This window comes from Planococcus notacanthi, from assembly GCF_030407825.1.
Lineage (GTDB): Bacteria > Bacillota > Bacilli > Bacillales_A > Planococcaceae > Planococcus > Planococcus notacanthi.
In genome coordinates this window covers 460452-478917 of the sequence record NZ_JASDCQ010000002.1, presented here as the reverse complement: position 1 = coordinate 478917, position 18466 = coordinate 460452, and the positions used below count along the sequence as shown (strand labels likewise).

Here is an 18466-nt window from a genome sequence, read left to right as displayed (position 1 = left end):
GCACCTTTCCCTTCTGCTGTTAATGCGATTAGATGAATAGGTTGACGTTGCCGTCTTCGGCATCTCCAAGATAAGCAGCGACTCCTGCATACTCGACTCCATCCAATAGTTCTTCTTTCTGCAAACCAAGAAGGTCCATCGTCATCGTACAAGCGATCATTTTTACGTCCTGTTCTTCTGCCATTTCAATTAATTGGGGCAAGGTCAGTGCATTGTGCTTTTTCATGACTTGCTTGATCATTTTAGGTCCCATTCCGCCGAACTGCATATTCGATAAACCAAGTTTATCTGCACCTCTTGGCATCATTTTCGCAAACATCGTTTCCAGACGCCCTTTTTTCAACGCTGGCGGATTTTCTTTCCGTAATGCATTCAATCCCCAAAATGTATGGAAGATTGTCACTTCGTGATCGTATGCAGCAGCACCGTTGGCGATAATGTAAGCTGCCATTGCCTTATCGTAATCCCCGCTGAATAATACGATTGTCGTCTTCTTTTGTTCTTGTACCATTTTATTGCCTCCATTTTCAATTACCCGTGGGGGTATATTTTATTTCGAAAAAAAATGACGTTTTATAGTGGCGCCGCACTTTTTTCATACCCTATAGGGTATATTAAAGCATGTCTTTCTGAAAGTCAAACAAAAATTTCTTTATCTGCTTTTCACTAGCAAGTCGACAGCTTCTTTTACCATGCCTTCAGTGCTTTCGCCTTTTTCGATGCTTTCGCGTACACATGTCTCCAGGTTATCGCTGACAATAACACCAATGGCGCGATCAACTGCGCTTCTTACCGCGGACAGTTGCATGACTACGTCTCTGCATTCTCCATCATTTTCAACCATTTTGATGACACCGCGAAGTTGGCCTTCTATTCTTTTCAATCGATTCTCAACAAGTTTGTCGTATTTCATGTTTTTATGCCTCCTCTAAATAATATAAGGATACTTTTCTTACCCTTATATTATACCCCTTGGGGTATGAAGTCAACACTTTAGTTCACGATAAAAAAATCCCTGAAATACGTTGCTGTACTGCATCTCTCACCTTATGCGGATTGATCGATACACTTAATCAGACGTTCTTCAATATCTTCAGCAATCGATTTGATGTTCTCGTCTTCCACCATGCTGATTAGGGCAGTAGGCTTCGGCATTCCGATTTTCACTCCATCGCTTTCTTTATAGACAACGATTTTGCATGGCAGGAAATAGCCGATCATCAAGTTTTCGGATAACACACGGTTCGCTTCTTTCGGGTTGCAGACCTCCAGAATAGTGTAGGGGGTATCAAAATCTTCTCCTTTTTCCTGGAGCTTGGCAGTTAAATCAAAGTTCCAGAGAATCCCGAATTTCTCTGCTTTTAAATTCTCTTCTAAAGCTTCAACCGCCTCATTGACTGTCTTTGATGTATCCACTGTGTAATTGAACATAATCCTATTCCTCCTTTTTAGTATCACTCTCTAAGTACCCTACCCGGTATATATTCTTATAAACATGGGAGCAAAAGGCAGCCAAAACAAAATCCTTCATCTATAAAGGATGAAGGATTTCTCGAAATTCAGTTGCCTGTTGTAATCTGAGCCTGCAATTCAATTTCTACATTGCCTTTGATGGCCCGTGTAATCATGCAGGAGCTTTCAGCTTTTTCGGCCAGTTTCTGTGCCAAAGCCAAATCTTTTTCGGAAGCATCGGCTTTTAGGACCACAAGTGGTTTATGGATGATGCGTTTGTACGTGATGACGCCTTTCTCCACCTCAACAATCCCTTCCGATTCCATCGTCAGAGACTGCTTTTCCAATTTGCTGCGTTCCATCATTGCGGCAAGTGTAATAATGTAACAAGTGGCGGCAGCGCCCAACAGCATTTCATCTGGATTTGTACCAATTCCCGGTCCATCCATTTCAGGCGGAATGGATATTTGGGTTTTTAGCCCCCCGACTTCAATGTCTCCCACATCATTGCGGAGACCTGGCCAATCTGCTTTTAAATGAAAGCTATGCAATGTCATAACGCTCCACTCCCTTGATTAGTGATTTTTGCTATTTCTTCAATGCGCGGCATCGCCGTCAACGCACCGGCCTTTGTCGCACAAAGCGCTCCCAATTTGTTGCCGAAATCAGCACAGGCAATGACCTCCTGCTCCGTACCAGGCAAGCCTTGCAAATGGACGTGGCGGATGACACCTGCCATAAAAGCATCTCCTGCTCCCGTAGTGTCCACTGGCTGTACCGGAACAACCGGCACATGATGAACTTTATTCTGGAAAACAGCATGCGTCCCATTTTCACCATCCGTTACAAAAACCAAAGGAATAGCAAAACCGGACAACCGTTCAAGCCCTTCCTCCATAGACTCAGTTTCCATTAAGAAATCCAATTCTGCTGTCGTCAGTTTGACGATATCTGCTGATGGCAGAAATTCGAGAACTGTTTCACGGCAAAGCTCTTCACTTTCCCAGCGCAATGGACGAATATTGACATCATATGAACATAGGACACCATGTTCTTTTGACAGTTCCAGAGCTTTCCGGGTCGTCTCCCTCGCTTCGGGATGGAATAGGGTTCCCGAACAAAAATGAAAAATGCTGGCCTTTTCAAAAGCCTTTTTCTCCAGTTCGTGTCCTCCAACTTGAAGATCGGGCGTTTCATTGACATAATCTGCAAACACACGGTCAAATTCAGGTGTCAGGTGGATATAAACACCGCTTACCCGCTTTTCAGGCACCTGAATAGCGTGCGATAAATCCACGCCTTCTTTCAATAGTTCGTTGCGTACAAAAGCCGATGTCTCATCATCCCCTGTTATGGTGATAAACCTCGAGGACAGGCCTAACCGGCTGATGCCTGCAGCCACGTTCACTGTCGCTCCACCCAAATGGCGGTTGAACGAAGAATTATCAGTATCCGCTGCGATATAATCCACAAATGCATCTCCGTATGTCAGGACGTGCTTTGTTTTTACCATCTGTTGACCTCCTTCATGTTAAATGGCTTCTTCCTTGCTATAATTTAATTGTTGAGTAAGAAAAGGAGGAATACCGTATGAATGTCATTATACGACAAGCACGGCCAGAAGACGCAGAAAACGTAGCGCCGCTCATTATTAATGCCATCGGTGAAATCGCCGATCATATGACGGCACAAAAAGAGCCAGGGGCCGTATTGGAAAAAGTTGCGGAGATGGTACGCGGGGAACATACACGCCATAGCTATCACTATACCTACACCGCTTTAGTCAATGGCACTATTGCGGGCGCCTTGGTGCTCTATCACGGCAATCAAGCTGAAGCCCTGGACCGCTATTTAATTGATCAACTGAAAAAGCAAGGCCATGATCGTTCCATTGAACCGGAAGCCCATCTTGACGAATGGTATATCGATACTGTCTCAGTCGATCCAGCCTACCAGGGGCAAGGAATCGGCTCGAAGCTATTTGAATTCGCAGAAGAACGCGTGTTGGCTGAAGGAGGCGGCAAACTCTCGTTGAATGTGGATATTGGTAAAGAAGGAGCGATCCGCCTCTACAAACGCCTGGGCTATTCCATAACGGAGCCTTGGACCATTATCGGTGAGCCTTTCCATCATATGGTCAAGACCATTTCCTGACATTGTTCAACATAAAAAAGCCGCTCCAGATTTTTTCGCTGGAGCGGCTTTCTGTATCGAAATTTTTATTCAGCCATCCATTCCGGCTTGCCGAATCCTTCAAATTCTTCATCAATGACTGCTTCAAATTCAGCCGATTCCACAATTTCCACTAAATCCTTTGCTAATTCGCTGTCTTCATTTTCTGCATTGACCGCCACTACATTGCGATATTGATCCGGCATGTTTTCAAGTGCCAATGCATCCAATAGATCCATTTCAGCAGCTATTGCAAAGTTTCCGGGTACAGCCGCCAAGTCAGAACCATCAACTGCCCGCGGCAATTGGCCTGCTTCGATCGGCTGAAATTCCAAGTTTTTCTCATTTGTAATAACATCTCTTTCGGACGCCTGCAGCACTTCAGCTTCCGGATCCAACTCGACTAAGCCTTCATCCTGCAGCATCAGCAAAGCACGTGCACCGTTGACCGGATCGTTCGGAATCGCAATGGTTGCTCCATCCTCAATTGCTTCCAAAGAATCGTATTGGTTCGAGTAGAGGCCCATAGGCGCTGTTGGCACCGTAATCAGTGCGGATAGGTCCATGCCATTCTCTTTTTCGAAGTTTTCCAGGTAAATCGTGTGCTGGAACAGGTTGGCATCAATATCGCCACCATCGAGTGCTACGTTCGGCTGAATGTAATCGCTGAACTCCACCAATTCCACTGTGTAACCCTTTTCTTCAAGTCCAGGCACAATCGCCTTGCTCAGCATGTCGCTGTATGGACCTGCAGTAGCCCCTAGTTTAATGTCCTTCGAAGCTTCTCCTCCAGTTCCTTCAGAGCCGCTTTCTTCTCCACTGCCGCATGCTGCCAAAGCCAATGCGCTTGCTGCTAAAATAAATCCTAATTTTTTCATGTCATTCTCCCCTTATCGTTTATCGATGGCTTTCGCCGTATAGTCGCCAGCTTGTTGAATCAATTGGACCAACACAATCAAAATGACAACAGTAACAATCATGATCGTATTATCGTAGCGGTAATAGCCGAAGCGGATGGCCAAATCTCCAATGCCTCCGCCGCCTACTACGCCTGCCATCGCAGAATAGGCGACCAGGCTGATGATGGTCAATGTCACCCCCTGGATAATGCTTGCTTTCGCTTCCGGCAGCAGAACGTCTTTGATGATCATCCATGGTGTCGCACCCACGGCAATCGCTGCCTCAATGACGCCTTTATCGATTTCACGCAGTGAGTTTTCCACAATACGTGCGAAAAACGGAATCGCCGCAACCGATAGGGACACACTCGCCGCAATCGGGCCAATGGTTGTTCCTGTAATAAGTTTCGTCAGTGGAATAAGTGCCACCAACAAAATGATAAACGGAATAGAGCGTACAATATTGACGATAAAACCAATCACAGCATTGACCGGCCGGTTTTCAAGAAATAAGCCGCGGTCTGTAATGAACAGCAAGATTCCCAAAGGCAGGCCGACAATCAAAGCCACTGCCAAGGAAATCCCGATCATTGTCAGTGTCTGAAAAAAAGCAGTCTGTATTTCGGGCCATAATTCAATAATTCGTCCCCATTCAACGCCCATTCGGAATCACCTCCACAATTGCCGATCTGCTTTCCATATACTTCAATGCATCCATGACGTCAGAAGAAGTCCCTTTCAACTCCATGATAAAAACGCCAAGCGGCCTTTCCTGAATGTACTCAATTGCTCCATGCAAAAAGTTTCCTTTGACCGGATAATTCTGCAGCATATCGGAAATTACGCCTTCTCCGGCCACTCCCCCTTTGAACAACACTTTCACTACTGTACCCGTAAATTCGCTCAACAGATGTTCCGGAACATTGAAAGAGACGACGCTGGAGATGAATTCCTTAGTCAATTCCTTTTGAGGATCTGCAAAAATGTCGTAGACCTGACCTTCTTCAATGACACGGCCACCTTGCATGACGGCCATGCGGTCACAGATTTCCTTGACGACATTCATTTCATGCGTAATCAGTACAATTGTGATGTTCAATTTAAGATTGATGTCTTTCAATAAACGCAAAATGGACAATGTGGTATTCGGATCCAGTGCCGATGTTGCTTCATCACATAACAAAACGGCCGGATTGTTGGCTAATGCCCGTGCGATGCCGACACGCTGTTTCTGTCCACCGCTCAATTGAGCTGGATAAACATCGCGTTTATCTGATAAACCGACCATTTCCAACAATTCCTCCACGCGGCCTTTCAGATTTTTAGATGGAGTGCCTGCAGCCCGAAGCGCAAAAGCGATATTTTCGTACACCGTCTTTTGGCTGATCAGGTAGAAATGCTGAAAAATCATGCCGATTTTCAAACGGGCTTTTCTCAATTTTTCACTGTGTAGTTTGGTCAAATCATTGCCATCTACTGTGACGCTGCCGGAAGTCGGCCGTTCAAGCAAGTTGATGCAACGGATCAGCGAACTTTTGCCGGCACCTGAATAGCCGACGATGCCGAAAATTTCACCTTTTCCGATTTCCAATGAAACATTATCCACTCCAGTGACGGTGCCATGCTTAGTTGTGTAAGTTTTCGTCAATTTCTCAATCTGTATCATAGCTTCCTCCCGCCAATAAAAAGATGCCTCTTTCATCAAGAAAGAAGCATCGAAAAATTTAGTTTCTCGACTTATCTTTCGGAACATTGGGTTCCGTTGGATTTGGCACCTTCCCAATCGGGGGTTGCCGGACGTCACAGGGCCTGTCCCTCAGTCTCTCTTGATAAGTTTAAGTTATTTAATTGAATTTTATGTTACAGGCATCCCCAGCGAGTGTCAATCTACTTTTTGAATTTTTCGTACAATTGCTCACGGCGATCGGCGAATACCGGAATGCGCTTCCGGACTTCCTCTACTTCATCCAAATCGATTTCTGCATAACCAATGCCTTCCTCTTTCTTCATATCCAAACGAACTTCTCCCCAGGGAGCGATCACCATCGTGCTGCCGCCGAATTCATTGTTTGGATCACTGCCGATACGGTTCGAGGCGACAATAAAAATTTGGTTTTCGATGGCGCGTGCCTGCAACAAGATGCGCCAATGATCAATCCGCGCTTCGGGCCATTCCGCTGATACAAATACAAGTTTTGCACCGTTCAGCGCCTGGGCACGGATCCATTCAGGAAAACGGATATCGTAACAAATGACGCCTCCGTATGTCTGATTATCCAATTCGAATGTGCCAAGTGTATCGCCTTCTTCAAGATGGATATGTTCATCCATTAAACAAAAACGGTGAGCTTTATCGTATTCCGAAACCAGCCCGCCGTCTTTGTCGACAACGTACATCGTATTATAGAATCCTCCGTTTTTTTCAGTCGAAACAGAGCCACCCACAATATTGACTTTATGCTCTTTCGCAAAACTTTTGAGCAATTCCACTGTCCGGTTTGTGCTGTCTGCCAATGTATCCAGTTCGGTCAATGCATATCCTGTATTCCACATTTCAGGCAAGACGATCGTCTCCGCTCCATTGCTTGCCGCTTCCGTTAAATAATCCAGGACCTTCCGATAATTCAATTCCGGCTGACCAAAAGCGATATCCATTTGAACGCATGCAATTTTCATTCGTTTCTCCTCCACTAGACAAGTTACCTTCAACTCTATAAGATTTGAAGTAGAAGTGCAATTATTTCGAAAATAAGGAGAATCACATGGACTTTTCAAAACGGCTCCAAAACTTGCCCACGCAGTTTTTCGCTTCACTGGTGGCCAAAACAAGCAAAGCAATCGCTGAAGGACGCGATGTCATCAATCTTGGCCAAGGCAATCCCGACCAGCCGACGCCCGATCATATTATCAAAGCCCTGCAAACCGCTGCAGCCGATCCAAAAACGCATAAATATTCACCTTTTCGCGGCATAGCGGAACTGCGTCAAGCCGCTGTGAATTTTTACAAACGCGAGTATGGTGTGGATATCGATCCTGACCTCGAAGTGGCAATCTTGGCAGGAACGAAAATCGGACTTGTTGAGCTGCCCTTGGCTTTGTTGGATCCAGATGATCTATTACTTCTGCCGAATCCCGGTTATCCGGATTACCTGTCGGGAGCCCCGCTTGCAGATATCGGGTATGAGCTGATGAGGCTGAATCCGGAAAATGGCTATTTGCCGGATTATGCCGAGTTGACTGGAAGCATCCGTTCACGTGCCAAACTGATGTATTTGAACTACCCGAACAATCCAACCGGTGCAGTAGCGACTAAAGAATTCTTCGATGAGACAGTCAAATTCGCCAAGGACAACAGCATTGCGGTTGTCCATGATTTCGCTTATGGAGCTGTCGGGTTTGACGGAAAAAAACCGGTCAGTTTCCTTCAATCTGAAGGGGCTAAAGAAGTTGGCATCGAAATGTACACTTTATCGAAGACTTACAACATGGCAGGTTGGCGCATCGGATTTGCTGTCGGCAATTCCAAAATGATTGAAGCCTTGAACTTGATCCAGGACCATTTTTTCGCCGGTTTGTTCCCTGCCGTCCAATTGGCTGCGGCAGAGGCGTTGAATGCCGACCAGCAATGCGTAGATGAATTGGTCGGCCTTTATGAAAAACGCCGCAACGTCCTGGTGGCTGAATGCGCGCGGATCGGTTGGAACATCAAAGCACCACAAGGCTCTTTCTTTGCCTGGCTGCCGGTTCCAGAAGGTTTCACCAGCGTGGAATTTGCCGACTTCCTTCTTGAGAAAGCAGATATTTCAGTTGCGGCAGGCAGTGGTTTCGGCGATGTTGGAGAAGGTTTTGTCCGTGTCGGATTACTGGTTGATGAAACCCGCATCATTGAAGCGGTCAATCGCATCGAAGCTTTGAAATTATTTTAGAGTGCATAAAGGACAGCGTCCCAATACGGGGCTGCTGTCCTTTTAAAAATTGAGAAGATTGTCCACATCTGATTCATTTCACAAAACCGATATGCTCGAAAGGCGACAACCTGATTTTCACTTCACCAAGGACTGAGTCTTTAGAAATAAAACCCAAAACCCTGGAATCCATGCTATTTAAGCGGTTATCCCCTAATACATAATAAGATTCGGCAGGTACGACAAATTCCTGGAAATCTTCAGTCAGCTGCATCAATCCTTCTTGCTCCGCCGCTTTCCGGTTCTTATCCAAATAAGGTTCCGCTTGGGGAGTGCCGTTCACATACAGCTGATCGTCTTTCATTGAAATGCGGTCTCCTGGAACACCGATTACCCGTTTGATGAAATTGACGCCATTGGGTGCTTTGAAGACGATCATGTCAAAATTTTCTATCGTATGAATCTTAAAAAGCATGACTTTGTCATTTTCTTCGAACGTGGGCATCATGGATTCTCCATGGACAGCTACCGGTTCAAACAGAAAATACCGTGATCCCAAGACGATAAGCACAGTCAAAAAGATGACCCGCATCCAGGAAATAAACTCTTTTACCGGATCTTCAAACACATCGTCCCCTCCTGCTCCTGCTTATTCTTTCTTAATTATAATACGCATGCCAATTTGTGCATACTTTCGATTCTCTAATACCTAATGAATCCCAAAAGTGTTTAAGATTTTTCCAGTCCGAATTGTCTGTTGCCCAACTCCTTATTCGGTACAGCATCAGCAGCCTTACACCCTTTTTCATACGGCCGATTCCCGTCTGAATCGTCAGACTTTTGAGCGTATCGCAATTTTATGTTACACTCAATAAAAAATGTAGGTGATTAGAATGGTAGGAAGAAATGATCCATGCCCATGTGGCAGCGGCAAAAAATACAAAAAATGTCACGGAAAACAGCAAACTGTATCCATCAATGATTTGGTGAATGATGAACTGTTCAAAGTACGCCAACAGTTCTTCTCGGAAAATCCAAACCAGGAACAACTTGCAGAATTCCGTGAACTTCAGCAAGAATGGCAGCCACGCTTGATGCAATCAATGGCTGAAAACGATGCACAGGCTTTCGTAATCGAAAACTTCCTGTTCATGAAAAAACCTGAACTATGGGAAGAATTCTTAGCGAAACAAATCGAACTTGCCCAGCGTCCTTCGACCAAAGAAGTGCTGGAAGACTGGAAAGACGTGAAAGTGTTCCTTGGCCAATATGTTAAGGGCGATGCGGAAAAAGCACAGTTCACCGATGTCTTTACAAACGAAACACTTGAAATGGCCGATCAGCCTCCAACAGATATGGAAAACGGGCAAGGCTTATTGGCCATCCTGCTTCCGGACTCTCGCGTGGGAGAAAAAGGTGTACTATTCCTCAACGGTTATTTGACGGTTGTCGGTGAATTCGCACCGTTCTTCGAGCAGTTGAAAGCTCAAATCGCTTCTGAAAATGCTTCGCAGGATGAAAGCTACCTGCGTGACAACTACTTAGCAGTTGTCGAACAAATCGTTAAGTATTCAACTGGAAGTGTAGAAGAAAGCATTCAGCTTTCTCCTGAACACGATTCTGTTATGGCAGAACTGGATAAGCATATTGAGCAGGCGGATTTTGATGAAGAGACCGTCAGCAATGTTACAAGCATCTTGAACAGCTATCTTGTCAGCCAGCAGCCGACTGTCCAAAAACCGGAAGCTCTTGTAGCCGGATATTGGAGATTCCTGCAGGACCATGAGCTGATCAAAGGCCCTATGCTATCTGCAAAAGATTTAAGCGAAAAATTCGGCGTGTCTTCAAGCACAATCTTGAAGCGTTCAAAAGAATTCGGAGCTTATTTCGAAGAATTGCTAGCAAAAAAATAAGCTTTAACCAGCTTGAGGGATTTTTCCTTCATGACTGCTAAAGCAGCAAAAAGGAGTAGCTTCGGCTACTCCTTTTTTTCATCGTCTTTTCTTCGGAATGTAATGAGGATGTACAACAGAATACCGGAAACCGCCAAAAATAAATAAAAGCGTATGAAGTAGATACGCAGCCATAAACCGTCGGTAAAGCCGAAAACAAAATTGGCCAGCGTCAGCAAAGACAGACCGAGTCCTGCAGCAAAAATCACCAGACCCAAAAGGCGAAGTACATTCAAAACCGATGCCATCCTCAATCACTCCCAACTGAAATTCAAGTGATGTATGTCTTCCCTTCCAAAATAGGAAGGAGTTCAGCAATTTAGGTTTTTGGCGTTTGTTGATAACTTACAGGGAATCATAACGAGTAACAGCAGAATTGTCCACAATCCTGCATTTTTGCATAAAAAACTCCATATTTTTATGCTTATACACAATAAACCAACAAAAAATGTGTGCTATGTGGATAAGATGATTGAATTTTGTTGATATTTAAGAATAAATAAAACTTATCAACATGTGGATAAAATTATCAAAACCCTTTTCAGAAGAAGGGATAAAATGTTCGAAATTACTCTCGACAGCTTTATTCGGATCGTCACAGTCGGATTCCTTGCTTATATCGGCTTAATCATTTTTCTCCGCATTTCCGGTAAACGCACGCTGACTAAATTGAACGCTTTTGATTTAGTCGTAGCGGTGGCTTTAGGCTCAACATTGGCCACTATTCTACTGGACAGCAGCATCAGCCTGCTTGAAGGGCTGACCGCATTCGCTTTACTGATTCTATTGCAGTATGTCATCACTTTTCTTTCGGTCCATTCCAACTGGTTCAACAACGTCATTAAGTCGGAGCCACGCCTATTGTTTCTGAACGGCCAATTTTTAAGAAGCGCTATGAAAAAAGAACGCATCAAAGAAATTGAAATTTTGCAGGCTATCCGAAATTCCGGCTCAGGTTCTACTGAAAAAGTGGCAGCTGTCGTTTTGGAAACAGACGGCAGCCTGTCTGTCATAAGCAACGAACCGGGCAATGCGCTGGAAAACGTCAATTCCAAGGAATCAGTCGGAAGATAGAAAAGGTGCATGGACAAACATCCAGGCACCTTTTTATCATCTTGGTGTTTTCACTCGATTTTTCCGGTGTTCACGTCTTGCGGGCGCTGTTTCAAAAAACAGCTTTTCCCCTTCGGATTCCGGCACAACAGCCGGCACAGGAGTTGGTTTCCCGTCGTCCCCCATTGCTACCATCGTCAAGAATGATTCCGTTGTCAGTTTTTCTTCCCCCGTTTGCAGGTTTTGTGATTTTACCCGAACATATACTTCCATAGATGTCCGGCCCGTTGAAGTGACGTTCGCCTCAAGCTCCAATACATCTCCGACCCGTGCCGAAGATAAAAAATCCACCGAGTCGATTGATGCTGTCACCACTACCTTGCGGCGTGCATGCTTCATCGCTGTAATTCCTGCGATCTCATCGATATAAGCCAATACTTTTCCGCCGAATATGGAGTCCATGTGGTTGGTGTCCGGAGGGAGCACCAATTTCGTTTGAATTGTTCTGGATTCTTTCATAAATCTTGCTTCCATTGCCTTCATTCCTTTCTCATTTGCCCTGTCGACAGAGGTTTCCCAAAACAACAGGCTTTCCTTTATAATATAGTGAAATCGGAGGGATACTTTATGTCAGAGTTATTGAATATTTTAAACACACCTGAATTCCAATCGAAAGAAACATTAAAACGCCAGCTTCATCAGCTTGGCATCACTTCTGGAGACGCATTGATGGTCCACTCTTCACTAAAGTCCATGGGATGGGTCGCTGGAGGCGCTCAAGCCGTCGTGGAAGCTTTAATGGAGACTGTCACTGATGCGGGCACATTAATTATGCCCGCACAGTCTGCAGACAACTCAGACCCTGTTTACTGGATGGAGCCTCCGGTCCCTGAAAATTGGCATCAGCCGATCCGTGATGAACTTCCTGCGTTCGATCCTTTTTTAAGTGGAATGCGCGGAATGGGAAAAATCGCGGAATGTTTCCATCGTCATCCGTTGACCATCCGAAGCCCGCATCCATCCCACTCCTTTATCGCATGGGGCAGACAGGCAGCCGATTGGATGAGTGAACAGCCGATTGACGATTCCTTCGGCAAACGCTCCCCACTCGCAAAAATGATGCAGGCACATGTAAAAATTCTGTTGATCGGCGTCGGTTTCGATTCATGCACCGCTCTCCATTATGCTGAATTTGTTCAAGAACACCGCGTCACTTCTCCACAAGGCGCCGCTATTTTGCTCGACGGAAAAAGGGTCTGGCAGACCTACGACTGCGTAGAAATGGATTCGGATCGTTTTCCGGAAATTGCGAAAGCCTTTCCTGGCAACATTGTCGAAGGATCGCTCGGACAAGCCCAAATCCGTCTTGCGGAAATGAAACCTCTGGTCGAATTTGGAATTGACTGGCTTCGCACTCAGCCGGCACCAGAAAGCACGTAAAATGCCAGCGCTCTTTGAGCAGCTGGCATTTTTACCGCGTAATGATTTCATCCAACAGCCTTTCCAGACGGTTGTTGTCTTTATTGAATGAATCGACAAAAGCATTGATGATCTCTGCAGGTTCCAGTACTTTTTCCCAATCCAGCCGATATCCTGCATTCAAGAGCAACTGACGCGCAAATTCACGGATGCTGCGACCATTGCCTTCCCGAAAAGGATGAAGGGCATTCAACTCAGACAGAAAATAGGCAAGCTGGGAAACCAGCCCATTTCGCGGCAAGTCTTTTAAGTAATTTTCTGCTTTCAGTTCTTCAAAAATTTTCATGAGATGCGTCTCAATGTGTTTCGGATGCGCAAAAGATGAAGAACCTTTTGAAATCATCTCTTGCCGCAACTCTCCAGCAAATGGATAGACATCCTGGAGCAAGTATCGATGAATGGCTAAAAATGCCTTCGCATCCACAGGATCTGCCGGTTTCTGCAACTGGAGTTCCGAAAGGCGGAACAGTGTATAGACTTTCTCCAGCTCCTTCAGTTTTTCTTCGTCCTGTACATCAAACAAATTGATCAATACATCAGTTCCAGGATAGCAATACATTGAAGTATGCTGATACTTAGACATCGAACTTCCTTTTGATGGCCTGATGGAATTGTGCCTCCGTCCGTTCACCAGTCAATACCGACCGAACGAAATTCTCATCCTCATTTGTTACATCAAACCCCTCCGTAACAAGAGAATGTGAAGCGCAGGAAATCGCGTGATTGGCTTGTTCATGGGAAACTCGGTTCACTAATTTCGTCAACTGTATGACCACCTTTCATGCTGCAATTATACCATTTTCCCAGCATGAATTCTATCTTCACCCCTTGATTCATCTAGGTTTTCTATACCTTTTCAATAGGTATCGGCATTAAAAAACCGGATGCATCAGCATCCGGTTTCCTTTAAACCTGTTCCTGTAGTTCCTTGGCCTCTTCAGGAGTGAAAGCACGTGACCTTGTCAGGAATCGCTTGCCTTCGACTCCTTCCAAAGAGAACATTCCGCCTCGCCCTGGCACGACATCAATGATCAATTGCGTGTGGCTCCAGTAGTCGAATTGGTTCTTGTGCATATAGAATTTGCTGTCCCCGATGACGCCCATCAGAATGTCCTGATCTCCGATAAACAAGTCGCCTTCAGGATAACACATCGGGGAACTGCCATCACAGCAGCCCCCTGATTGGTGAAACATGACCGGACCGTGCTTTTCCTTGAGCAATTGAATCAATTCAATAGCAGCATCTGTCGCAATTACGCGTTCGACCATTGCTATCCCTACTTTCCGGTAATCTTCGAAATTCCTGTGGGTTGGTTATTCCTTGGGATCAGAAGAATCCTTGCTTGTCTTCGCTGTAGCTGACCAGCATGTTTTTCGTCTGCTGGTAATGATTGAGCATCATGAGATGGTTTTCACGGCCGAATCCGGACATTTTGTAACCGCCGAATGCTGCGTGGGCCGGGTACTGGTGGTAACAGTTCGTCCATACGCGTCCTGCCTGGATGCCCCGGCCGAAACGGTAAGCCGTGTTGGTGTCGCGTGTCCAAATCCCTGCCCCTAACCCGTAGAGTGTATCGTTGGCCAGCTCAAGCGCCTCTTCTTTTGTTTTAAACGTTGTGACAGATACGACCGGTCCAAAAATCTCTTCCTGGAAAATGCGCATCTTGTTGTGGCCTTCAAAGACCGTCGGCTGGATATAGAAACCTTCGGACAGTTCGCCGTCCAAGTGATTACGGTCGCCGCCTGCAAGCACTTTGGCGCCTTCTTGTTTGCCGATGTCCAAATAGGACTGGATTTTTTCCATCTGTTCCGTGGAAGCCTGCGCACCCATCATCGTTTCCGGATCAAGCGGGTTCCCGGTTTTGATGGCCGCTACGCGTTTTAGTGCACGTTCCATGAATTCGTCATAAATGTCCTCCTGAATCAGTACACGGGACGGGCAGGTACAGACTTCCCCTTGGTTCAAGGCGAACATGACAAATCCTTCAATGGCTTTATCCAGAAACGCATCGTCCTGGTCCATGATGTCTTTGAAGAAAATGTTCGGTGATTTGCCTCCCAGTTCCAACGTGACCGGAATCAGGTTCTGGGAAGCGTATTGCATGATCATACGCCCAGTCGTCGTCTCACCGGTAAATGCGACTTTGCTGATGCGTGGACTCGAAGCAAGCGGCTTGCCGGTTTCAAGGCCAAAACCGTTGACGATGTTCAGTACGCCCGGCGGCAGAATATCGCCGATCAATTCAGCCAGCACCAAAATGCTTGCCGGTGTCTGTTCTGCGGGTTTCAATACCACACAGTTGCCGGCAGCTAAAGCCGGGGCCAATTTCCAGACCGCCATCAAGATCGGGAAGTTCCACGGGATGATCTGTCCGACCACACCAAGCGGCTCGTGGAAATGATACGCGACGGTATCGTTATCGATTTGGCTCAGTGACCCTTCCTGCGCACGGATCGCGCCGGCGAAATAACGGAAATGGTCAATGGCCAATGGCAGATCGGCATTCAAGGTTTCGCGCACGGCTTTGCCGTTATCCCACGTTTCCGCAACGGCCAGCATTTCCAGGTTCTGTTCCATCCGGTCCGCAATCTTCAACAGGGCATTGGCCCGTTGCGTGACCGACGTTTTCCCCCAGGCATCTTTGGCTGCATGCGCTGCGTCCAACGCCAACTCCACGTCTTCAGCAGTCGAACGGGCGATTTCCGTAAACTTTTTGCCCGTGACCGGTGACACGTTTTCAAAGTATTGGCCTTTTACCGGCGCTTTCCATTCCCCATTTATAAAGTTTTCGTACTTATCTTTAAACGTAACTTTCGAACCTTCCGTGTTTGGCATTGCATAGACCATTCTCATCTCTCCCTTTTTCTTTTTACCATTATGTACGCGCTTACATTTAATCAATACCCCTTGGCGCATCAATAACAGCTTCCCTTCTATATTGTCAAACTAATCTAAAAATTGCAACTGTAGAACACCGAAATTTTTTATTCATCCTATAGTTCATGTATAATGAGAACGAGAACAGGAAATACGGAATTGAAAGGAATTTATTATGCGAATCAATAAGTTTTTAAGCGAAACAGGCATCACTTCCCGTCGCGGAGCCGATAAGTTCATCGAAGCGGGACGTGTGGCCATCAATGGAAAGCCTGCCGAACTCGGCAGTAAAGTCGAAGCTGGAGATACAGTCCAGGTAGATGGAAAAGTTATTGAACAGCCGAAACAGCAATATGTTTATTTGGCTTTGAATAAGCCAGTTGGCATCACTAGTACGACCGAACGCCATATCGAAGGAAATATTGTCGACTTCGTCAACCACTCCGAACGCATTTTTCATATCGGCCGCCTCGATAAAGATTCAGAAGGCCTGATCTTATTAACCAACGACGGCGACATCGTCAACGAAATTCTTCGTGCTGAAAATGAGCATGAAAAAGAATATATCGTCAAAGTCGATATGCCGATCACTGAATCGTTTTTGGCAAAAATGGAGGAAGGGGTGGAAATTCTCGATACAAAGACCCTTCCGGCGAAAGCCGAAAAGCTCTCCACTTATACCTTTAAACTGACGATACGGCAGGGATTGAACCGGCAGATTCGCCGCATGTGCACAGCACTCGGCTATGAAGTCCGAGCTTTACAACGGGTCCGCATCATGAACATACTGCTCGGAGATCTTGCTGTGGGTGAATGGCGCGATTTAACCGATGCTGAACGCACCGAGTTGTTTGCTGAACTCGATTACACACCAAAACGCTGAGGAGGACATTGCCATGTTGACCATGAAAAGCACGCCAAACCATACAGGTGTTAAAATCAGCGGTGACTATTTCGATTTGGATGAACTGAACCAGGCGATCTACAGAGTCATCGGGCAAGAAGACCAGTATTACGGTTATGAGGGATCCCGGATGCGGATTCTAGGCATTTCCTATGAAATCCGCCATGCAGCTCAAGGCGACCGCAATGTTGACTTCGTTTTCAATGGTCTTCACGATCATACGATGAAACAGCATGGCTTTATCGCTCCTGATAAGAATATTTACTTTTCAACCGAAATTCTTTGGCCGGAATTAATATATGCGGTTATTGCCTTGAAGGATTTTGTTAAGTTCTACCAGGAAGAAAAACAATTTCCGCTGTGGGACATCCATTTACCGGTCATTTCCCGCTTCCAGTCTTTGGTACTCGACTGCCTGCAAGGGCACGTTCCTCAAGAGGAGTTCGCTATGATCCTGAAATCCTTTAACCAGCCGGTTACTGTAAATGACTACGCCATCCAATACGTAGACTTTTTAAACCTGAAATACATCGGCATGACCAAACAGCAGCGGGAACAAAGCCTGTCTGCCATTGCCATGAAAATTGCAGTGCAGGACCAGGACTATACTGCCTTCCGCAACCAGGTTCTAGCTGCCGCTGCCCCCCATAAAAAGTCGATACATGAAATCACTGTCCAAGCGGAGTATCCAGAAGACTTTGAATGGTGACAAGAAAAGCGAAAGCAGCCGTTTAGCTCCGACAAGCGTTGGAAGCTTTACCGGTAATGGCGTTGTTTGCCATTTTCGGTAAAACTGAAGCGACTCGAGGGACTGGCTGCTGGAGCTGGACAACAAGAAAAGCGTAAGCAGCTCAACCCCATGAAAAAAGCTCACGCTTTCTCAGCGTGAGCTTTTTTCATGAAGTAATTTGAAGAACCAACAAATCACTTGGCTCAATTGCAGTCAGGCTGTGTTTTTCTTTCGGATTCAGATGCAGAATGGTATCAGGTGTAACTTCCACCGTTTGTCCTTCCACATTAAATGAGACTTTTCCGCTCCGTACAATAATGACCACATCAGCTGCAGAATCGTGCTCAGCAATCTTTTCGCCTGTCTGCAATTGCATGTTCACGACTTTGGTTTTGCCGAAACTTAATGCTTTTTGAATATGTTTGTTTTTCTCTTCCAGCAGATTGGGTGTTTCAATCAATTCCATCTCTTCATCTCACCCCTTTTCCACACCATACACTGAACACGGGGAAATGAAAAGAAAACCGCAACTTCGCCGGCCGTGTTAGGAAGCATTCGGTAAAGGGTAAAGTCAATTAACCGTATTTATTAAGGAGTGTGAGTTTATGTACAAAGTTCTAATTCCAGTGAGTCTGGTCTTTTTATTAACTGCTTGCGGAGGGACAGCACCCGATGTTACAGAAGAAACCCAGACAGAAGTGACTGCTCCAAAAGGAGAGTTGGATCCTACGGCCCCAGCAGAAGCTGAGAATGCAGAATTTGTAAGCTTTGATGAACTGTCTTCCGGAAACGTTGAAGAAGGCGCAGGCGTATCGATTCAAGGAACAGTTGAAGAACTGGCAGATGACATCGCTTTTCCTTCCTTCATTGTAGGAGATGGCGAAAGCCAGGTTTATGTTCGGAATATGGCGGAAACTCCCGTTGAAGTCGGAGACCGCATTACAGCAGATGGCATTTTTGAAGGCAAGGCCGAAGAAATGCCTATGATTTCTGCTTCTCTTATCGAAAAAGCTGAATAAACTCCCTCAAAAAGCCGATTCAC

The 18466-nt window shown here is 45.8% G+C and carries 25 protein-coding genes and 1 riboswitch; of the genes, 8 read left to right on the top strand and 17 right to left on the bottom strand.

Annotated elements, in window-relative coordinates; genetic code table 11:
- Positions 1 to 28 precede the first annotated feature (28 nt).
- From QMA01_RS09870 to QMA01_RS09850, 5 genes are all read right to left on the bottom strand, one after another.
- Entirely contained in the window at positions 29 to 511 is a 483-nt protein-coding gene (locus QMA01_RS09870; protein WP_290214878.1) for a DsrE/DsrF/DrsH-like family protein, read from the bottom strand.
- Between the two features lie 141 nt (positions 512 to 652).
- Complete coding sequence (locus QMA01_RS09865) at positions 653 to 913, bottom strand: metal-sensitive transcriptional regulator (protein ID WP_191714934.1); 261 nt, start codon at positions 911 to 913, stop codon at positions 653 to 655.
- A 134-nt stretch (positions 914 to 1047) separates the two neighbouring features.
- Complete coding sequence (locus QMA01_RS09860) at positions 1048 to 1431, bottom strand: DUF302 domain-containing protein (RefSeq protein WP_203338850.1); 384 nt, start codon at positions 1429 to 1431, stop codon at positions 1048 to 1050.
- 128 nt (positions 1432 to 1559) lie between these two features.
- Positions 1560 to 2009, bottom strand: a complete 450-nt coding sequence (locus tag QMA01_RS09855) for an OsmC family protein (protein WP_290183865.1) — start codon at positions 2007 to 2009, stop codon at positions 1560 to 1562.
- Positions 2006 to 2965 carry a carbohydrate kinase family protein gene (locus QMA01_RS09850; protein ID WP_290183864.1) on the bottom strand — a complete coding sequence of 320 codons (960 nt, stop codon included), beginning with the start codon at positions 2963 to 2965 and terminating at the stop codon, positions 2006 to 2008. Before QMA01_RS09850 ends, QMA01_RS09855 begins: the two co-directional genes overlap by 4 nt.
- A 77-nt stretch (positions 2966 to 3042) precedes the next feature.
- Here QMA01_RS09850 and QMA01_RS09845 point away from each other — a divergent pair, with 77 nt between their 5' ends.
- Complete coding sequence (locus tag QMA01_RS09845; RefSeq protein WP_191714931.1) at positions 3043 to 3606, top strand: GNAT family N-acetyltransferase; 564 nt, start codon at positions 3043 to 3045, stop codon at positions 3604 to 3606.
- Between the two features lie 65 nt (positions 3607 to 3671).
- Here QMA01_RS09845 and QMA01_RS09840 read toward each other — a convergent pair whose 3' ends face one another.
- The 4 genes from QMA01_RS09840 to QMA01_RS09825 all read right to left on the bottom strand — a co-directional run bounded on the left by QMA01_RS09840 (position 3672) and on the right by QMA01_RS09825 (position 7199).
- Positions 3672 to 4502, bottom strand: coding sequence for a MetQ/NlpA family ABC transporter substrate-binding protein (locus tag QMA01_RS09840; RefSeq protein WP_203340061.1), 831 nt, complete (start codon positions 4500 to 4502; stop codon positions 3672 to 3674).
- A 12-nt stretch (positions 4503 to 4514) separates the two neighbouring features.
- Positions 4515 to 5186 (bottom strand): methionine ABC transporter permease, encoded by a 672-nt coding sequence (locus QMA01_RS09835; RefSeq protein WP_191714929.1) that lies wholly within the window; start codon positions 5184 to 5186, stop codon positions 4515 to 4517.
- Positions 5176 to 6189 (bottom strand): methionine ABC transporter ATP-binding protein, encoded by a 1014-nt coding sequence (locus QMA01_RS09830; RefSeq protein ID WP_290183863.1) that lies wholly within the window; start codon positions 6187 to 6189, stop codon positions 5176 to 5178. The genes QMA01_RS09835 and QMA01_RS09830 overlap by 11 nt, the downstream gene beginning before the upstream one ends.
- Positions 6190 to 6257: 68 nt before the next feature.
- Positions 6258 to 6359: riboswitch (SAM riboswitch) on the bottom strand.
- Between the two features lie 51 nt (positions 6360 to 6410).
- On the bottom strand, positions 6411 to 7199 hold the full coding sequence (locus QMA01_RS09825) for a carbon-nitrogen family hydrolase (protein WP_191714927.1): 789 nt from the start codon (positions 7197 to 7199) through the stop codon (positions 6411 to 6413).
- A gap of 86 nt (positions 7200 to 7285) precedes the next feature.
- Between QMA01_RS09825 and QMA01_RS09820 the strand changes: the two genes are divergently transcribed.
- Positions 7286 to 8449, top strand: coding sequence for a pyridoxal phosphate-dependent aminotransferase (locus QMA01_RS09820; RefSeq protein WP_191714926.1), 1164 nt, complete (start codon positions 7286 to 7288; stop codon positions 8447 to 8449).
- 73 nt (positions 8450 to 8522) lie between these two features.
- Here QMA01_RS09820 and lepB read toward each other — a convergent pair whose 3' ends face one another.
- Positions 8523 to 9056, bottom strand: coding sequence for a signal peptidase I (gene lepB / locus QMA01_RS09815; RefSeq protein WP_191714925.1), 534 nt, complete (start codon positions 9054 to 9056; stop codon positions 8523 to 8525).
- A 265-nt stretch (positions 9057 to 9321) separates the two neighbouring features.
- On the opposite strand from lepB, the gene QMA01_RS09810 reads away from it, so the two are divergent.
- Positions 9322 to 10341, top strand: a complete 1020-nt coding sequence (locus tag QMA01_RS09810; protein WP_191714924.1) for an SEC-C domain-containing protein — start codon at positions 9322 to 9324, stop codon at positions 10339 to 10341.
- A 65-nt stretch (positions 10342 to 10406) separates the two neighbouring features.
- Here QMA01_RS09810 and QMA01_RS09805 read toward each other — a convergent pair whose 3' ends face one another.
- Positions 10407 to 10628 (bottom strand): hypothetical protein, encoded by a 222-nt coding sequence (locus tag QMA01_RS09805; RefSeq protein WP_290183861.1) that lies wholly within the window; start codon positions 10626 to 10628, stop codon positions 10407 to 10409.
- Positions 10629 to 10938: 310 nt separating this feature from the next.
- Here QMA01_RS09805 and QMA01_RS09800 point away from each other — a divergent pair, with 310 nt between their 5' ends.
- Positions 10939 to 11454 carry a DUF421 domain-containing protein gene (locus QMA01_RS09800; protein ID WP_290214877.1) on the top strand — a complete coding sequence of 172 codons (516 nt, stop codon included), beginning with the start codon at positions 10939 to 10941 and terminating at the stop codon, positions 11452 to 11454.
- 36 nt (positions 11455 to 11490) lie between these two features.
- Here QMA01_RS09800 and QMA01_RS09795 read toward each other — a convergent pair whose 3' ends face one another.
- Entirely contained in the window at positions 11491 to 11967 is a 477-nt protein-coding gene (locus QMA01_RS09795; RefSeq protein ID WP_191714921.1) for an acyl-CoA thioesterase, read from the bottom strand.
- A gap of 93 nt (positions 11968 to 12060) precedes the next feature.
- On the opposite strand from QMA01_RS09795, the gene QMA01_RS09790 reads away from it, so the two are divergent.
- Positions 12061 to 12873 (top strand): AAC(3) family N-acetyltransferase, encoded by an 813-nt coding sequence (locus QMA01_RS09790; protein WP_191714920.1) that lies wholly within the window; start codon positions 12061 to 12063, stop codon positions 12871 to 12873.
- Positions 12874 to 12904: 31 nt separating this feature from the next.
- Here the strand turns inward: QMA01_RS09790 and QMA01_RS09785 are convergent, their stop codons facing one another.
- From QMA01_RS09785 to adh, 4 genes are all read right to left on the bottom strand, one after another.
- Positions 12905 to 13495: a Fic/DOC family protein gene (locus QMA01_RS09785; protein WP_191714919.1), complete on the bottom strand. Its 591-nt coding sequence runs from the start codon at positions 13493 to 13495 to the stop codon at positions 12905 to 12907.
- Positions 13488 to 13676 carry a hypothetical protein gene (locus tag QMA01_RS09780; protein ID WP_142826824.1) on the bottom strand — a complete coding sequence of 63 codons (189 nt, stop codon included), beginning with the start codon at positions 13674 to 13676 and terminating at the stop codon, positions 13488 to 13490. The genes QMA01_RS09785 and QMA01_RS09780 overlap by 8 nt, the downstream gene beginning before the upstream one ends.
- Positions 13677 to 13818: 142 nt before the next feature.
- A complete protein-coding gene (locus QMA01_RS09775; protein WP_191714918.1) occupies positions 13819 to 14181 on the bottom strand; it encodes a DUF779 domain-containing protein in 363 nt (120 codons plus the stop codon).
- 58 nt (positions 14182 to 14239) lie between these two features.
- Positions 14240 to 15760 carry an aldehyde dehydrogenase gene (gene adh / locus QMA01_RS09770; RefSeq protein ID WP_290214876.1) on the bottom strand — a complete coding sequence of 507 codons (1521 nt, stop codon included), beginning with the start codon at positions 15758 to 15760 and terminating at the stop codon, positions 14240 to 14242.
- Positions 15761 to 15965: 205 nt separating this feature from the next.
- On the opposite strand from adh, the gene rluF reads away from it, so the two are divergent.
- Both rluF and QMA01_RS09760 read left to right on the top strand, forming a co-directional pair.
- A complete protein-coding gene (gene rluF, locus QMA01_RS09765; protein WP_290183858.1) occupies positions 15966 to 16673 on the top strand; it encodes a 23S rRNA pseudouridine(2604) synthase RluF in 708 nt (235 codons plus the stop codon).
- Between the two features lie 13 nt (positions 16674 to 16686).
- Positions 16687 to 17403 carry a DUF6904 family protein gene (locus tag QMA01_RS09760; protein ID WP_290183857.1) on the top strand — a complete coding sequence of 239 codons (717 nt, stop codon included), beginning with the start codon at positions 16687 to 16689 and terminating at the stop codon, positions 17401 to 17403.
- Positions 17404 to 17590: 187 nt separating this feature from the next.
- Here the strand turns inward: QMA01_RS09760 and QMA01_RS09755 are convergent, their stop codons facing one another.
- The gene (locus QMA01_RS09755) at positions 17591 to 17890 is read right to left on the bottom strand and encodes a cupin domain-containing protein (RefSeq protein ID WP_191714914.1); all 300 of its coding nucleotides are present in this window, start codon (positions 17888 to 17890) and stop codon (positions 17591 to 17593) included.
- A gap of 139 nt (positions 17891 to 18029) precedes the next feature.
- Between QMA01_RS09755 and QMA01_RS09750 the strand changes: the two genes are divergently transcribed.
- Positions 18030 to 18443: a hypothetical protein gene (locus tag QMA01_RS09750; protein ID WP_290214875.1), complete on the top strand. Its 414-nt coding sequence runs from the start codon at positions 18030 to 18032 to the stop codon at positions 18441 to 18443.
- Positions 18444 to 18466: the final 23 nt, after the last annotated feature.

What these genes read in the sequence shown, in the direction of transcription:
- QMA01_RS09870 (WP_290214878.1), bottom strand. Translation starts at nt 511, where the DNA reads ATGGTACAAGAACAAAAGAAGACGACAATCGTATTATTCAGCGGGGAT.
- QMA01_RS09865 (WP_191714934.1), bottom strand. Translation starts at nt 913, where the DNA reads ATGAAATACGACAAACTTGTTGAGAATCGATTGAAAAGAATAGAAGGC.
- QMA01_RS09860 (WP_203338850.1), bottom strand. Translation starts at nt 1,431, where the DNA reads ATGTTCAATTACACAGTGGATACATCAAAGACAGTCAATGAGGCGGTT.
- QMA01_RS09855 (WP_290183865.1), bottom strand. Translation starts at nt 2,009, where the DNA reads ATGACATTGCATAGCTTTCATTTAAAAGCAGATTGGCCAGGTCTCCGC.
- QMA01_RS09850 (WP_290183864.1), bottom strand. Translation starts at nt 2,965, where the DNA reads ATGGTAAAAACAAAGCACGTCCTGACATACGGAGATGCATTTGTGGAT.
- QMA01_RS09845 (WP_191714931.1), top strand. Translation starts at nt 3,043, where the DNA reads ATGAATGTCATTATACGACAAGCACGGCCAGAAGACGCAGAAAACGTA.
- QMA01_RS09840 (WP_203340061.1), bottom strand. Translation starts at nt 4,502, where the DNA reads ATGAAAAAATTAGGATTTATTTTAGCAGCAAGCGCATTGGCTTTGGCA.
- QMA01_RS09835 (WP_191714929.1), bottom strand. Translation starts at nt 5,186, where the DNA reads ATGGGCGTTGAATGGGGACGAATTATTGAATTATGGCCCGAAATACAG.
- QMA01_RS09830 (WP_290183863.1), bottom strand. Translation starts at nt 6,189, where the DNA reads ATGATACAGATTGAGAAATTGACGAAAACTTACACAACTAAGCATGGC.
- QMA01_RS09825 (WP_191714927.1), bottom strand. Translation starts at nt 7,199, where the DNA reads ATGAAAATTGCATGCGTTCAAATGGATATCGCTTTTGGTCAGCCGGAA.
- QMA01_RS09820 (WP_191714926.1), top strand. Translation starts at nt 7,286, where the DNA reads ATGGACTTTTCAAAACGGCTCCAAAACTTGCCCACGCAGTTTTTCGCT.
- QMA01_RS09810 (WP_191714924.1), top strand. Translation starts at nt 9,322, where the DNA reads ATGGTAGGAAGAAATGATCCATGCCCATGTGGCAGCGGCAAAAAATAC.
- QMA01_RS09805 (WP_290183861.1), bottom strand. Translation starts at nt 10,628, where the DNA reads ATGGCATCGGTTTTGAATGTACTTCGCCTTTTGGGTCTGGTGATTTTT.
- QMA01_RS09800 (WP_290214877.1), top strand. Translation starts at nt 10,939, where the DNA reads ATGTTCGAAATTACTCTCGACAGCTTTATTCGGATCGTCACAGTCGGA.
- QMA01_RS09795 (WP_191714921.1), bottom strand. Translation starts at nt 11,967, where the DNA reads ATGGAAGCAAGATTTATGAAAGAATCCAGAACAATTCAAACGAAATTG.
- QMA01_RS09790 (WP_191714920.1), top strand. Translation starts at nt 12,061, where the DNA reads ATGTCAGAGTTATTGAATATTTTAAACACACCTGAATTCCAATCGAAA.
- QMA01_RS09785 (WP_191714919.1), bottom strand. Translation starts at nt 13,495, where the DNA reads ATGTCTAAGTATCAGCATACTTCAATGTATTGCTATCCTGGAACTGAT.
- QMA01_RS09775 (WP_191714918.1), bottom strand. Translation starts at nt 14,181, where the DNA reads ATGGTCGAACGCGTAATTGCGACAGATGCTGCTATTGAATTGATTCAA.
- adh (WP_290214876.1), bottom strand. Translation starts at nt 15,760, where the DNA reads ATGGTCTATGCAATGCCAAACACGGAAGGTTCGAAAGTTACGTTTAAA.
- rluF (WP_290183858.1), top strand. Translation starts at nt 15,966, where the DNA reads ATGCGAATCAATAAGTTTTTAAGCGAAACAGGCATCACTTCCCGTCGC.
- QMA01_RS09760 (WP_290183857.1), top strand. Translation starts at nt 16,687, where the DNA reads ATGTTGACCATGAAAAGCACGCCAAACCATACAGGTGTTAAAATCAGC.
- QMA01_RS09755 (WP_191714914.1), bottom strand. Translation starts at nt 17,890, where the DNA reads ATGGAATTGATTGAAACACCCAATCTGCTGGAAGAGAAAAACAAACAT.
- QMA01_RS09750 (WP_290214875.1), top strand. Translation starts at nt 18,030, where the DNA reads ATGTACAAAGTTCTAATTCCAGTGAGTCTGGTCTTTTTATTAACTGCT.